The sequence below is a fragment of the Roseobacter sp. OBYS 0001 genome (genome assembly GCF_019654895.1).
Lineage (GTDB): Bacteria > Pseudomonadota > Alphaproteobacteria > Rhodobacterales > Rhodobacteraceae > Roseobacter > Roseobacter litoralis.
The window spans coordinates 79,221-93,936 of the sequence record NZ_BPES01000016.1; the positions used below are offsets into that span (position 1 = coordinate 79,221).

A 14,716-nucleotide genomic window follows, 5' to 3' on the forward strand; every position below is an offset into this window, starting at 1 on the left:
CTTATGCATGTTTCAACAGCCCCCCTTATTCCCGACAGGCCACGCGCCATCGTGATTGGTGCGGGCATCGCAGGTCTTGCCGCCGCGCTGCGCCTTGCGACCAGCGGCATGCAGGTCACTTTGCTTGAGCGGCACAACCACCCCGGCGGGAAAATCAGAACCGTGCACAGTGCGGCAGGACCGGTTGATGCCGGGCCCACCGTCCTGACCATGCGCCATGTCTTTGATGATCTGTTCGCCTGCGCGGGCACCCGGCTCAAGGACCATGTGACGCTTGTGCCACAAAGCGTCCTCGCGCGGCATTTCTGGCCCGATGGCAGCAAGCTGGACCTGCACGCAGACCCGCTTTTGACCCGCGACGCCATAGCCGCCTTCGCCGGAAACAAGGCCGCAGATCAATTCATGCGTTTCAACAGACGCACCCAACAGCTGTTTGATGCGTTTGACGCGCCGATGATGCAGGCGCCCACGCCCAAGATGCGTGAACTTGTCCCGCATGTCCTCAAACAACCGCAGTTGATTGCCGCGATGGCCCCGCTGTCGACGTTGAAAACATCGCTGGGCCGCGCCTTCAGCGACCCAAGGCTTTCACAACTCTTTGGCCGCTATGCCACATATGTGGGCGGTGCGCCGCATCTCAGCCCGGCGATCCTGTCGCTGATCTGGCAGGCAGAGGCCGCAGGCGTCTGGGTGGTTGAGGGCGGCATGCACAAACTGGCCCATGCCATCGCCAAACTGGCGCGACACGCAGGTGTCGACATCCGCTACAACACCCATGTGGACCGCATCAAAACAGTGGGTGGGCGCGCCGTGGGCGTTGAAATCGACGGCACCTATCTGCTGGAAGCCGACGCGATCCTCTACGCAGGCGACCCCCGCGCCTTGGCCACTGGCAGCATGGGTACGGACCTCAAGGTCGTCGCCCCGCAAACCGCCAAACTGCCCAGATCTTTCTCGGCCCGTGTCCACAGCTTTGCAGCAACCCCGCAGGGCCATGATCTGGCCCATCACAATGTCTTCTTTGCAGCAGACCCGGATCGCGAGTTTACCGAATTGATGGCAGGCCGCATGCCCGCGGATCCCACACTGTATCTCTGTGCCGAAGACCGAGGTCACGGCGCAGACATCCCCAACCTTGAGCGTTTCGAGATGATCTCGAACGCTCCCGCAACAGACAAACACACTCCCCCACAGGAGATTGCAAAATGGCACCAGCAGATCATGCGACAGATGGCGGATATGGGCGTGACTTTCACACCGATACCGACAACAGCGACACTCACGACGCCGCAGGACTTCGCGACGCTCTTTCCCGAAACGCTCGGCGCGCTTTACGGCCAGACGCCGCATGGGCTGACGGCAGCGCTTCAGCGTCCGACGGCACAGACACCGATCGCGGGGCTTTGGCTCGCGGGGGGCGGCACGCATCCGGGCGCGGGGGTCCCGATGGCGACACTCTCCGCCCGGCACGCGGCAGAGGCGATCTTGCGCGCCCAAACTTCAACGTCGCTGTCGGCCCCAACGGCTACGCCTGGTGGTATGTCGACGGGCTGAGCGATTGCGGCACGCGCGCGGTTTCCGTCATCGGGTTTATCGGGTCGGTGTTTTCGCCGTGGTACCGCTGGTCCGGGCGCAAATGCCCGCAGGATCACGTCTGCATCAATGTCGCCACCTACGGGCCCGGCGGACGGTTCACCATGACCGACCGGGGGCAAAGCGCGCTGCGCCAGACCGCCTCCCGGCTGCAGGTCGGCCCGTCGATGATGCGCTGGGATGGCAACGATCTGGTCATTGAAATCAACGAGGTGTCCAGCCCGCCCCTGATCAACCGCATCAAGGGCGAAATTCGCGTCACCCCTTCGGCCATCACCAATGTCGAACTGCCGCTGACGCCGGATGGTGCCCACATCTGGCGACCGTTTGCGCCCCGCGCGCGCATCAGCGTCGATATCGACCGCCCCGGCTGGCAATGGCAGGGCGAGGGCTATTTCGATGCAAATTTCGGATCCCGCGCGCTGGAAGAAGACTTCAGCTATTGGACATGGGGCCGGTTCCCGACCGCAAAGGGCGCCACTTGTTTCTACGACGCCACGCGTCTTGATGGCACGGATCTGTCAGCAGGATTTGCCTTTGATCATGACGGCAACGCGCGCGATATTGAAATGCCCCCGAAAACCGGGTTTCGCCGAACGCTCTGGGCCGTGAAACGCGAGACGCGCGCCGATGCGGGCTATAAACCCCATCAGGTGATGAGCATGCTCGACGCCCCGTTTTATTCCCGCTCTGCCGTGCGCACGAAGATCGACGGCGAGGAAACAACCGGCGTGCACGAAGCGCTTGATCTGACCCGGTTCCGATCCCCGCTTTTAAAACCCATGCTCGCCGTGCGCGTGCCCCGCCGGAAAAACTGGAGCTGGGACTGACCGGCCTCCCTGCACTGCAAGACAGGCGTTCGGTAGCGTTAGAAACTCTCAGGTTGCGCTCTTAATGTAAAATTTCTACTCAGGGTGTATTGGATCGTCATAACTGAAACGACCCGACCCAAGCCTGAGGATCAGAACATGTATCATATCAAAGCCCGCACCATAGCAGGACTACTGGCCCTCGCCGCAGGACCCGCAGTCGCGCAGGGCAGTGCTTGGACCTACGAGGGGTCGTTCTATCTTTTCGCTTCGGAGACGACGCTGAACGTCGGCGGGCTCGAGGGCGAACTCAGCTTTTCCGATGCGCTCGATAATCTGGAATTTGCAGGCATGGGCGCGTTTGCGGCCAGCAACGGTCAGTGGACGTTCATCGCGGATCTGATGTATTTCAACCTCGGCTTTGAAAACAGCACACCGGGTGACGCGTTTTCGCGCCTCGACACGTCCTCCAAGACCACCGTTTTCAACGCTCTGGCGCTGTACAAAATGCGGGATGCACCAACGTATTCGCTCCACCTCGGGGGCGGCTTGAGGTATTTCAACACCGATACAACCTTGCGGCTGCGCCCCGGCACCCAGCCCGGAAGAACGGTCGGCGACGACAACAGCTGGACCGACCCGATCATCGCAGCGATGGGACGTTTTAAGCTATCCGATACATGGAGCACCACGATCTCTGCCGATTACGGCAATTTCATCAACGACCGCGAGACCTATCAGTTCACAGTTACATTCGACTATGAATTCGCAGAAAACTGGACGGCGCGCGCCGGGTATCGGTATCTGAACGTGGACAATGACGGCGATGATTTCCAGCTGGAACAAACAGGACCGGTATTGGGCGTTTCCTACAGGTTTTAACCGTAAAGACCTGCGGGCGGGACACGTGCTGTTTGCTGTCTAGACCACAGCTCTGGCAGGTTTCAGGTCGCGACATGTGGCGGGTTGCGCGCCACATCCGGGTTCAGCCACCACACACCGGCGTTGAGGGATGCGGCAATTGTCACCCAGACCAGATAGGGTATGAACAAGAGGGCTGCGATCTGATCCACAGACCACATCACGATGATCCCACCGAGCACCACAAACCAGAGAACAGAAACGACCGCCATGCCCAGCCTGATGTTCCTGATCCCGAAGAACACAGGCGTCCACAACCCGTTGAACGCGATCTGCAAGGTCCAGAAAGCCATCGCCACCGCGTTGTTTTCAGCCATCGCGATCCGTGCGCCCGCCACAGCGATGCAGACATAAAGCACGCTCCAAGTAACGGGAAATACCCAGTCGGGCGGGGTAAACCACGGCTTTTCCAGTTTTCGATACCACGGACCCGGCGGGAACAACCCACCGGTGAGGCCCGCGCCAACGCAGGCAACCAGAAATAAACTGAATAAAAGCCAGAACATGACTGTCTGGTAGGGCTAACGCTTTAGCCTGTCAACTCGGCACGTTGCGCCTGACGCCGGGACTCGAGGGTCGAAAGGATAGAAATCAGTGCATCACTGCGTGAGCTTTGCGGCGCACCCACCGCCGTGGCATCCACCAGAAACTGCACTTCCGGCAAGGGTCGCGCATAGAGCACTGAGGATTTCGGCATGATCATGCTCGCCCCACTCAGCAACATGGACTGACCCAGCCAGCCGATCTTTTGCCATTTATTCGTGCGCGCCCGCGCGGATATTGAATCGTAGCCCATGCGCGTCAACTGGCTGCCGATACCGGCATAGATGAACCGCGCGCCATAGATCCCCGGACGACACCCGCGCGGCAATGCGCCAACACCCGCTTCGGAGCGCATGTAAAGGCGGTTGGCCTCCATCACCAGACGCTTGACCATGCCCCGCACGGCCTTTGTGGCCTCGGGGTCGGCAAAAAAGGCTTCGACCTCTATCCCGGCCTCCTCCAGCCAGTCCAGCGGCAGATAAATGCGCCGCTCCAGCGCGTCCTCGCCCACATCGCGGGCAATATTGGTCAACTGCATGGCAACGCCCAGATCACAGGCCCGCGCCAGAGCATCCGCATCGCGCACCCGCATCAATACGCACATCATCGCCCCAACGGCCGAAGCCACCCGCGCGGAATAGTCTTTCACACCGGACAGGGTATCATACCGACGCTCTGCCGCGTCCCATGCCAGCCCTTCGAGCAAGGCATCAGGCAACGCGCGGGGCATCTCGAATTCCTCCACGATGGCCGCAAAAGCACGATCCGTCGGCGCATTCTTGGGCCGCCCCGCATAGACCTGATCCAGCCGATCCCGCAGCCGCAAGACCGACGCGACCTTGTCCTGTTTCAGATCGACCTCATCATCCGCCAAACGGCAGAACGCATAAAGCGCCAAGGCCGGGTCCCGCACATGCGCGGGCAGCAATTTGGACGCCGCATGAAAGGACAGAGACCCATGACGGATCGCCTCGCGGCAGTGCTCCATATCCGCGGGCGCGATCATTTCACTGTCTCCGCATCAGGCACCAGTTTGCCCAGCACCTCAGCGGTCGAAATCACCCCCGGCACCCCTGCCCCGGGATGCGTGCCCGCGCCCACCAGATACAACCCCTTTGCCTCTTCCGAGACATTATGCGGGCGGAACCACGCGCTTTGCAGGATGCGCGGCTCAATCGAAAACCCCGCCCCCAGCGGGCTGAGGTAACGGTCGCGGAATGTCTCGGGTGTAAAGACGACCTCGGTGCTGATCTTATCGGCCAGACCGGGCAGCAGCTGGTCTTCCAACACCTTCAGCATCTTGGCCTTGTACTTGGGCTCTTCCACGGCCCAATCGACCCCATTGTCGTGCCCCAGATGCGGCACAGGGCTGAGCACATAGAACGTATCATCGCCCTCAGGCGCAACGCTCGGATCGGTGACCGAAGGGCGGTGCACATAAAGGCTCATGTCGTCACACAGCTTGCCCTTGATAAAGATATCCTTGAGCAATCCGGCATAGCGCGGCCCGTTCAGGATCGTGTGATGCCCCACATCCTTCCAGTCGTTCCGCGTGCCCTTCGTGCCAAAGTACCATACGAACAAGCTCATGGAATAACGCGTCTTTTTCAGCTTGGCAGGCGTCCAGCGTTTCTTTTTGTGGTTGCGCATCAGCCGCGTATAGGTGTGGCCCGCATCCGCGTTTGACACCACCACATCCGCGCCCATTTCCAGCCCGCTTTCCAGCCTGACGCCGGTGACGGTGCCATCGCGCACCACGATCTCGTCCGCTTCGGTGTTCATCAAAAGCGTACCGCCCTGATCTTCGATCACGCGCCCCATCGCCTGCGCCATACCGGCCAGACCGCCCATGGCGTAATGCACCCCGAACTCCTTTTCGAGGTAGGCCACGAGGATATACATCGACGTCACGTGCAGCGGATCACCACCGATGAACAGCGGATGAAAGCTCAGCGCCATGCGCAGCTTTTCGTCCTTCACCCGGCTCGCGGCATGGGCATAGACCGATTTATCCGCGCGCAGCAGCGCAAACGTTGGCAGCACTTTCACCAGATCCCACAGCTTGTGCATGGAACGCCGGCCAAGATCTTCGAACCCGAACCAATAGCGTTTCGAACTATCCACCAAAAACTTGTCGAACCCCGCCAGATCACCCGGCGCCAGCTTGGCCACTTCAGCCCGCAGCTTTTCAGTGTCCTGCTGGGCGACAAATTTCGTGCCATCCGGCCAGCGAATTTCGTAAAACGGGTCCAGCGGTTTCAGCGTCACATCCGCGTCGAGATCACGCCCACAGGCCTGCCATAACTCACGATAAAGCTGCGGCACCGTGACAATCGTCGGGCCCAAATCAAAGCGGTGCCCCTCCTTCCAGATCGCGGAACCACGCCCGCCGGGAACGTCCAGTTTGTCAATCACCGTAACGCGGTAGCCTTTGGCCCCAAGCCGCATGGCCGCTGCCAGCCCGCCCAGTCCTGCGCCAATCACGATGGCGCGCGCGCCCGCGCGTTCGCCACTCTCAACAGATTCGATAGTATCAATACGTGTCATCATATACCCACAGTAGATGTGTCTAGTTGACTTGACAATTGTGATCTTCCATTTTGGCGGAATTGGTGTCAGACTAAGTTGACACTTGCGAAAGAACCTGTGCGCGAAATGACCAAACGACCCGTTGTAACCATCAGCTTTTTCCGCTTTTCGCGGATCACGGCGCGTATTTGGGCACTGTACATGATGGGGCGGGCGCGCCTGTCCCTGCCCTCGGTTCCGGGAATCGGTTTCTGGAAACTCTGCGGCTCCGGCAGTGGCGAAGGCTTCACTCCCCTGCCCAACACCGCCGTTTTCGCAATCCTCGCCACCTGGCCAGACGAGCAAACAGCGCGTACGCAAATCGACCGAGCCCCGATTTTCGACAAATACCGCAGCAAGGCATCCGAAAGCTGGACCGTTTTTCTTGAAACCAGCTCTGTGCGCGGCGTCTGGTCAGGGGACACACCGTTTCACCCCACTGGCCAGAAAATCACCGGCCCGCTTGCAGCTTTGACGCGCGCCACCGTAAAGCCATCCCTTGCGCTCAAGTTCTGGCGACGGGTCCCTGACATCAGCCAGATGATCGGCAGCGATGACAATGTGGCCTTCAAGATTGGCATCGGAGAGGTGCCATTGCTGCATCAGGTGACCTTTTCGATCTGGCCGGACGCCAATGCCATGGCCGCCTTTGCGCGACATAACGGGCCACATGCCTCCGCCATTCGCGCCGTTCGCGACGAGGACTGGTTTTCCGAAGAACTCTACGCCCGTTTCGCCATATTGGGCGATATAGGTTCATGGGAGGGCGCAAGCCCTCTTGCAAAATTGGACATACACGTATGAAGACCCCCTTCCCTTTCTCCGCGATCGTCGGCCAGAATGAAATGAAACAGGCCATGGTGCTGACGGCTGTTGACCCCGGTATCGGCGGCGTGCTGGTTTTTGGCGACCGGGGCACCGGGAAATCAACTGCCGTGCGCGCGCTTGCGGCCCTGTTGCCGCCTATTCGCGCCGTCGAAAGCTGCCCCGTGAACTCTGAAAAGGCAACGGACTGCCCGGAATGGGCCGAGTTAGGGTCGAAAAAACTCGTGACGCGCCCCACTCCGGTGATTGACCTGCCCTTGGGTGCCACCGAGGACCGCGTGGTCGGCGCGTTGGACATTGAACGCGCCCTGACGCGTGGCGAAAAGGCGTTTGAACCGGGCCTGCTGGCGCGCGCCAATCGCGGATATCTCTACATTGACGAGGTAAACCTGCTGGAGGATCACATCGTCGATCTGCTGCTTGATGTGGCGCAATCGGGCGAGAATGTGGTCGAACGCGAAGGTCTGTCGATCCGCCACCCTGCCCGCTTTGTGCTCGTCGGGTCTGGCAACCCCGAAGAAGGCGAATTGCGCCCCCAACTGCTCGACCGCTTTGGCTTGTCCGTCGAGGTCCGCTCCCCCAATGACGTGGCCGAACGGGTCGAAGTTATCAAACGCCGCGATGCCTTTGAGAGCAATTTCGACACCTTCATGGCCCACTACAGCGCCGAAGACACCAAGGTGCGCGACACGATCCTCAAGGCCCGCAAACGGCTGGCAAAAATCAAAACACCCGAGGATATTCTGCATGACTGCGCCGCCCTGTGCATCGCGCTTGGCGCTGACGGTTTGCGGGGCGAATTGACGCTCTTGCGCACAGCCCGCGCGTTGGCGGCGTATCAGGGCGACAAGGTTCTGTCCCGTGCCCATCTGCGCGATATCGCCCCCTCCGCCCTGTCACACCGCCTGCGGCGCGACCCGCTGGACGAGGCAGGATCCGGCGCGCGCGTCAACCGCATCGTGGCCGAGGTTTTGGGGTGAGCCATGATGCTGACAGCTGGGACCGCGCGACCCTCGCGCTCCGGCTGCTGACGGTTGAAAACGCAAACCTTGGCGGGGCCGTTATCCGCATGCGCGCCAGCCCCGCGCGGGATCAGGTGCTGGCCGCGTTGCAGGGGCTCAACCTGCGTAAAATCCACCCCACAATCACCGATGACCAACTGTTTGGGGGGCTTGATCTGGCTGCGACGCTTGAAAACGCGCAACTCGTTGAAAGTAAATCATTTTTTTACAGAAAAACGAATGCCTTACTTGTCATGGCAGAGCGCTGCGGCACCGAGCTTGCCGCGAAACTGGCGCAAGTTATGGACAGGGATGCAGGGCACATGCTGCTCGCGCTCGATGAAGGGGCCGAAGCGGATGAACATGCGCCCGCAGCCCTTGCGGACCGCATTGCGCTGCACATCGAACCCGAAGGGCGTATGCCTGCGGGGTGGCGACCTGTCCCCGCGGGGACAGGCATGATCGACCCGCAAAAGGTGACAGCCAGCGCGCAGGATATCGAGGCGCTGGCCGAAATTGCCGCAGTCTTTGGTATCGACAGTTTGCGCGCGCCTTTATTGGCGCTGCGGGTGGCTCGGGCCCATGCGGCGCTGCACGGTCGAACCACTGTTACCGACGCTGACCTCAACGCGGCGGCTGAACTGACCTATCCGCACCGCGCCACGCGCGTCCCACAGGAACCCGACGCAGCCGAAGAGCCCCCTGCCCCGCCCGACGATACGCCAGAAGATGACGAGGCGGGCGACAGCGACACCCTGTCGCTGCCCGAAGGCGACATGCTTGTGGAGGCGGTCAAAGCCCTGCTGCCACCCGACCTGCTGGCGGGTCTTGTCCCCGCGGGGACATCACGCGGCACAAGCGGCGCAGGGGCCGGGCAAAAACGCAAAGGCAACCGTCGTGGACGCCCCCTGCCCTCCCGTCCGGGCCGGCTCGATGGGCGCGCGCGCATTGATCTCGTGGCAACGCTGCGCGCGGCCGCCCCGTGGCAACCGCTGCGCAAACAGGCTGTCCCTGCGGGGACAGGGTTGCACATCAGACCCTCGGACATCCGGCTGAAACGCTATCAGGAACAATCTGACCGGTTGCTCATTTTCACTGTCGATGCGTCAGGGTCGGCAGCCATGTCACGTCTGAACGAAGCCAAAGGTGCCGTCGAACTGCTGCTCGCGCAGGCCTATGCCGCACGCGATCATGTGGCGCTGATCGCCTTTCGTGGGGATGGCGCGGAATTACTGTTACCGCCGACGCGTTCTTTGGTGCAAACGAAACGCCGTCTGGCCAGCCTGCCCGGCGGCGGCGGCACCCCATTGGCCGCAGGCCTGCAACAAGCCGCTCTGCTGGCCCAGCAGAGCCGCTCAAAGGGGCTGACCCCGACAGTTGTCGTTTTGACAGACGGGCGCGCTAATATTGCGCTGGATGGCACGCCGGATCGGGCAGCAGCGCAGGCTGATTCGGAACAGATGGCGCAGCTTATCCAGACCCAAAATATTGCCGCATTGGTAATTGATATGTCCAAACGCCCACAAGAGCCGCTCAGGGCCCTGTCAGCGCGGCTGGGTGCGCCGTACCTTGCTTTGCCCCGCGCGGACGCGGAGCGGCTCACAGGGGCCGTCAGCGCGGCGCTGGACAGTTAGATGCGCTGGCCACCACCCAAAGACTGGCCAAATGCCGATCATTCGCAGCAAATCTTTTGCCATCCCCACAGATGGCACGTGCAACAGTTCGGGTCAGGTCCGACGATTCTAATGCTGCATGGGGCAGGCGGCAGCACCCATTCGTTTCGGGATCTGGCGACAGCGCTTGCCCAAAACCATCATGTAGTGGCACTTGACCTGCCGGGACAGGGCTACACCCGACTTGGCGCGCGCCACCGATCCGGTCTCACATCGACGACCGAGGATATCGTGGCCTTGTGTGCGCAGGAAGGCTGGCAACCGGATGCGCTAATTGGGCACTCAGCAGGCGGCGCCCTTGCATTGCGCTTGTCAGAAATACTTATGTCCCCGCAGGGACAGGCCCCGAAAGTTGTTGGCATCAACCCCGCATTGGACAATTTCAAAGGCCTTGCAGGTGTGCTGTTTCCGGTTCTCGCGAAACTGCTGGCCGCCGTGCCGTTCACCGCGCAGATATTTGCCTCTGCATCTGCCTCTCCGGGTCGAATAGCGGCTCTGATACGCAGCACAGGCTCTGATTTGGATGCCCAAGGACTATCTTATTATCAACGGTTGATCAGCGACCGGAACCATGCAGACGCCACTTTGATGATGATGGCGCAATGGACGCTGGACGACCTGCTGCGCGACCTGCCCAAGATCACGACACACACGCTGTTTATTGTCGGGGACAAGGACGCAACGGTTCCGTCCAGCGTGTCGGACAAAGCGGCACAAAGCCTGCAGAATGCGCGTGTCATACATCTTGAACACCTTGGTCATCTGGCGCACGAAGAAGCCCCAAATGAAATTGCAAAGCTCATCCTGACATTCCTGTCCGATTAGTCTTTGAGGGCATCCAGAAACGCACGCGCGGCAAGCTCAAGGCGGCGCGGATCGACCGCACCAAAATCGCGATCCAGCAGAACCTCGAACTTGCCCGCCGCAGCCGTACACCGTGCGGTGCCTTCGGGGCGGTTCAACTTGATAGTCGTGCGGGCAGATGTTTTAGGCGCCGTCGCCTTGGCCTTTTTGGGCTTGGCTGCTCCGGCCGCGATCGCGCCGCGCAGTAATGACAATTCAGCCGCCGCGTCCCGATCCGGATGGCCCTCGAGCATGGCGCGCAGCTGCCCGGCAAAGCGCGGGTGCCCATCCATCAGCTTCACAAGGCTCAGACCAGTCGCGCGCGGGATGGCTTCGGGAAAGCGCAGCGCATCACCGATCCCCTTAAGCAGATAGGAAAAGTGACGAATGTAGCTGCGCTTTTGACGCCCGGCAGAGGCAAATAGCACGTCAACAGGGTCCCCCGCATAGCCAATCGTCTGGCCGGTCCGGTCCCCGTAAGACATCGCGAGCTGCGCCATCTCGGCAAAAGAGATATCCCGCCGCACAAGGTTTTCGTCCACCATCCGGCGATACAGATGTTCCACCTGCGCACCGCGCGCCTGCAAGGTCGCGGGGATGGTCGCGTATTTCTCATCGCCCGTTTCCGCCAGAAGCTCGCGGTAGGCGCTGAGCCGGCGAAACCCCTGAATGAGCTCAAAGCCCGTTTCGACCTCTTCCACATGGATCGGGTTGGACAGGCCAACGGCCTGTATCGACGCCTTGAGTTCATCGAGTTCGGCGTCGCGCTGATCCGACCGGTCGCGCAACAACTTAGTTGCGCTGATCTTGTCCGTCGCCACCAGCCCGACAATCTGCCCGTTCTTTTTCAACGCGACATATTCATGCGCGAGCCGGTCGTTTTCCGCTCTTATCGCAGCCTCAGCCTGCTGACGCACACCCAAGGCATCCGCGTTTTCCGTGATCGCAGCCGCCATCGGACCGCGCCGCGTTTCACTTGGTTGTTCCGACACCTCAGGGACAGCAGCATCGTCAAAATCAATATCGAAAACCCGCCGTTTGCTCATTGCTCATCCTCCAATTGGTCCCAAGCCACGCCCAGATGGTCGCGGAATTCCTCATAGGCCTGATCGAAACTTGCCCGCGCGCGCCGCCAGGTTTCCCGCGTCATATCCCGGTAATCGATCTCGTAGATGGATGACAAAAACCGGCCTGATTGCTCAACGGCGCGGGTCATCTCGATCGGGTGTGTGGCCACTCTATCGCCCCAGACTTTCACAAAGGCTTGCTGCATCGCGCGGTGCAAATCATTGTTCGGCTCAAAGCGGGTCAGCAGGAACCGCAGATCCAGAAACGCCTTGGGCAGGTTCATTGTCCCCGCGGGGACAAGCCCGGAAAAGCGGCTCAGATCTTCCAGCGCTTCGCCCAGTTGCCCGATAAAAGACGTGGTGGAATCGTATTCCCAATACCCCGGACCCGAGGGGACATAGAGCACATCCGCCGCAAAGACCGCATTCATCGACTGATAGCCAATGGCGGGCGGGCAATCGAACAGCACCAGATCATAGGCATCCGCCGGGAGCTGGTCTAGGAACCGCGACACGGCGGCAAAGAACGACCATTCGGGGTTCATATGCCGGTACTGCGCGGAAGCAAATTCGACGAAGGCCGCATTGGCGCAGGAAGGCACGATGTCAATTGTGGGCCAATTCGTCTGCTTGACGAAATCCGCTGCGCGCAGATCGGCCAGACCCATGTCGCTGATGCTCAACGGAAGGCGGCGCTGGGGCAGGGCGGTACCGCTTTCCGCGCCCTGACTTGCGCGGTTCATACGGCCCGTTTCAATCGCAAGATCGCGCGCCATGATGCCCCAGACGGTGTATTCCTCCGCCACATCGCTGAGGCCCATCGAATGGCTCAGCGTCGCTTGCGGGTCGAAATCAACGCAGAGCACACGATAGCCATCCAAGGCCGCCGCATGGGCAAAGTGCAACGCGACCGTGGATTTGCCCGCCCCCCCTTTGAAGTTCGCAATCGCCGCGCGGATTGCCCGTTTGCCAGCCGGGCGGTAGGGCATCAAAGAGCGCCGGTTGAATTTCAGACGGCGGCGCAATTCGTTGATCTCGTCGAGGCTGTACCAGCGCTGGCGGCCGTCTTCCTCGACCTGGCCCTGTGGCAAGGTGGGGTCCGCGGCCAAGCGCCCGCGCATCGTCGATTGATTGACCTTAAAGACCAGTTCCGCCACCTCCCAGCTGGAGAACCGCCGCAGCGTCTTTTCGTTCTGGGGGCTATAGGTTTGCTGACGGATGAACCCCTGCATCTTGAGCGATTGCGCCTGCAACTGGGTCAGATCTTTATGTGTGAACATCGCTTGCCTGTGTGTTTTTTCTTACTGCTGAATTGCCTTGTCCCCGCGGGGACGCAAAATCGTTATACTCTATGATTTACGCTTGTTTTGAAAAAAACGCAAAAGGGAATATACTCGAATAGCAAAACAGGCAAACCCTGTCCCACATGTCTATGAAACAGATAGAGCGGCAAACGATTCGGTGCGTGCTTTCAGAGTCAGCCGCCGCGTCTTTTAGAGTAGGGCACAAAATATGGGGGACACCTTCACCGGCATCTGCACCTATTGGGGGACAAAACAGTGCAATTGGGGGTCAGACAGGATGTCCCCCAATACCATTAATACCTAAATTTCTTTTCTGAGTTTGATGAGAGAACACCGAAACTGAACTGCGTGCTTGACAGAATCGGGCAAGCGGACGCAAATCAGGGAAGGGCTTGGAAAAACGTCTCAATAGCGCTATCCTGACCTGACAAGAGGCTGAACAATCAGTCCGGCGATGAGGCACTGCAGGAAACCCTGCGAAACGAACCAGAAGGGCAGATGATGCATTCCACAAAACCTGTGGGTCGCGGATCCTCTGCGCGAAAGTATGATCTTTTGACAGCGATGGGCGCCTTTGCGCTTTCCCGGGACAAGCATGATCAGCGACGCGTATTGAGGCTGATGACCCTCATCACAGCACGGTACAATTGGATACGCGATGAACTGGCCGTGGGGCAGCGGGAAATCGCCAACCTGTGGTCAGTAGACCAACGCACGGTCAAGCGTGAGATGGCCCTGCTGCGTGCGCGGGGCTGGTTGATCGTCAAGCGTCAGGGCGCACGGGGGCGTGTGAGCGAATATGCTTTGGGTATTGACCAGATCCTGTCCGACACAGAACCGCAGTGGTCCGCTGTGGGGCCTGATTTCGAGCTGCGCATGAGCGATACCGACACGCCCAAGGTTGTGCCCTTGCCGCAGAAGGGCGTGGTGCCGGAGCCCGACATTTCGACAGGGACGGAATGGGTGCTGGCGCAAGCGCTGCTGCACGCCGAAGACCCGGCGACCTATGCCTCATGGATGGCGGCGTTGGACAGGATCGAAAGGGCAGGGGGGCGTGTCACATTGCGCGCGCCGTCCCGGTTTCATGCAGCCTATGTTCAGACTCATCTGGAAAAACGGGTGCTTGTCGCCTTGCGTGAAATCGACAGCACCGTATCCGAGGTACGGGTCGTGATCTGACGCACCGCGCCGTGGGTTACCCCCAGCGGATCAATCCAAGAATTGCAGAACCGCCATAGAAAGCTTGCAACAGCAGGAAGGTCCAGCGTCGGTCGATGACAGCCCAGGCGGCAAACAGACTGGCGGAGATCAGCAGCAGGGAAAACCCGAGAATTTCATTGCCGGTGTTCGAGGCGATCAGAACGGCGTAGACCATCGCTGACACCGAGCCTGTGATTTCGAAAAGGGAGGTGAGCTTGCGATTGTCCATCTGGTGGCCTGCGTTTTATCTGCCGAGCCAGCATTGTCGCTGAACGACTGCGGAACGCAACGTCTCTTTGACATGAAGGTTGGTTTTTAGAGCGTCTGACGAAATACCTGAAACATCAAGTATCACGTAACGCGTTGAAA

14 protein-coding genes are annotated in these 14,716 nt (G+C 60.1%); 8 read left to right on the plus strand and 6 right to left on the minus strand.

Features of this window, described 5'->3' with window-relative positions:
- Positions 1-3: 3 nt before the first annotated feature.
- From crtD to K5Q35_RS20530, 3 genes are all read left to right on the plus strand, one after another.
- Complete coding sequence (gene crtD / locus K5Q35_RS20520; protein WP_220801174.1) at positions 4-1,554, plus strand: 1-hydroxycarotenoid 3,4-desaturase CrtD; 1,551 nt, start codon at positions 4-6, stop codon at positions 1,552-1,554.
- Positions 1,551-2,423 (plus strand): carotenoid 1,2-hydratase, encoded by an 873-nt coding sequence (crtC, locus tag K5Q35_RS20525; RefSeq protein WP_220801185.1) that lies wholly within the window; start codon positions 1,551-1,553, stop codon positions 2,421-2,423. The genes crtD and crtC overlap by 4 nt, the downstream gene beginning before the upstream one ends.
- Positions 2,424-2,561: 138 nt before the next feature.
- Complete coding sequence (locus K5Q35_RS20530) at positions 2,562-3,284, plus strand: hypothetical protein (RefSeq protein ID WP_220801175.1); 723 nt, start codon at positions 2,562-2,564, stop codon at positions 3,282-3,284.
- A gap of 62 nt (positions 3,285-3,346) precedes the next feature.
- Here K5Q35_RS20530 and K5Q35_RS20535 read toward each other — a convergent pair whose 3' ends face one another.
- The 3 genes from K5Q35_RS20535 to K5Q35_RS20545 are packed head-to-tail and all read right to left on the minus strand — an operon-like array spanning position 3,347 to position 6,416.
- Complete coding sequence (locus K5Q35_RS20535) at positions 3,347-3,829, minus strand: TspO/MBR family protein (RefSeq protein WP_013984564.1); 483 nt, start codon at positions 3,827-3,829, stop codon at positions 3,347-3,349.
- Between the two features lie 23 nt (positions 3,830-3,852).
- Entirely contained in the window at positions 3,853-4,872 is a 1,020-nt protein-coding gene (crtB, locus tag K5Q35_RS20540; protein WP_013984563.1) for a 15-cis-phytoene synthase, read from the minus strand.
- Positions 4,869-6,416 carry a phytoene desaturase gene (locus K5Q35_RS20545; RefSeq protein ID WP_220801176.1) on the minus strand — a complete coding sequence of 516 codons (1,548 nt, stop codon included), beginning with the start codon at positions 6,414-6,416 and terminating at the stop codon, positions 4,869-4,871. The genes crtB and K5Q35_RS20545 overlap by 4 nt, the downstream gene beginning before the upstream one ends.
- A 105-nt stretch (positions 6,417-6,521) precedes the next feature.
- On the opposite strand from K5Q35_RS20545, the gene crtA reads away from it, so the two are divergent.
- From crtA to bchO, 4 genes are read left to right on the plus strand one after another with little or no spacing between them, the layout of a single operon-like run.
- On the plus strand, positions 6,522-7,238 hold the full coding sequence (gene crtA / locus K5Q35_RS20550; RefSeq protein WP_220801177.1) for a spheroidene monooxygenase: 717 nt from the start codon (positions 6,522-6,524) through the stop codon (positions 7,236-7,238).
- A complete protein-coding gene (gene bchI / locus K5Q35_RS20555) occupies positions 7,235-8,239 on the plus strand; it encodes a magnesium chelatase ATPase subunit I (protein ID WP_220801178.1) in 1,005 nt (334 codons plus the stop codon). Before crtA ends, bchI begins: the two co-directional genes overlap by 4 nt.
- Complete coding sequence (locus K5Q35_RS20560; protein ID WP_220801179.1) at positions 8,236-9,894, plus strand: magnesium chelatase subunit D; 1,659 nt, start codon at positions 8,236-8,238, stop codon at positions 9,892-9,894. Before bchI ends, K5Q35_RS20560 begins: the two co-directional genes overlap by 4 nt.
- Positions 9,895-10,758, plus strand: a complete 864-nt coding sequence (gene bchO, locus K5Q35_RS20565; protein ID WP_220801180.1) for an alpha/beta fold hydrolase BchO — start codon at positions 9,895-9,897, stop codon at positions 10,756-10,758.
- Here bchO and K5Q35_RS20570 read toward each other — a convergent pair.
- Both K5Q35_RS20570 and K5Q35_RS20575 read right to left on the minus strand, forming a co-directional pair.
- On the minus strand, positions 10,755-11,822 hold the full coding sequence (locus K5Q35_RS20570; protein WP_220801181.1) for a ParB N-terminal domain-containing protein: 1,068 nt from the start codon (positions 11,820-11,822) through the stop codon (positions 10,755-10,757). The genes bchO and K5Q35_RS20570 overlap by 4 nt on opposite strands.
- A complete protein-coding gene (locus K5Q35_RS20575; protein ID WP_013984556.1) occupies positions 11,819-13,123 on the minus strand; it encodes an AAA family ATPase in 1,305 nt (434 codons plus the stop codon). The genes K5Q35_RS20570 and K5Q35_RS20575 overlap by 4 nt, the downstream gene beginning before the upstream one ends.
- A gap of 525 nt (positions 13,124-13,648) precedes the next feature.
- Here K5Q35_RS20575 and K5Q35_RS20580 point away from each other — a divergent pair.
- The gene (locus tag K5Q35_RS20580; protein WP_220801186.1) at positions 13,649-14,326 is read left to right on the plus strand and encodes a hypothetical protein; all 678 of its coding nucleotides are present in this window, start codon (positions 13,649-13,651) and stop codon (positions 14,324-14,326) included.
- Between the two features lie 16 nt (positions 14,327-14,342).
- Here the strand turns inward: K5Q35_RS20580 and K5Q35_RS20585 are convergent, their stop codons facing one another.
- Positions 14,343-14,576: a hypothetical protein gene (locus K5Q35_RS20585; RefSeq protein ID WP_220801182.1), complete on the minus strand. Its 234-nt coding sequence runs from the start codon at positions 14,574-14,576 to the stop codon at positions 14,343-14,345.
- Positions 14,577-14,716 lie beyond the last annotated feature (140 nt).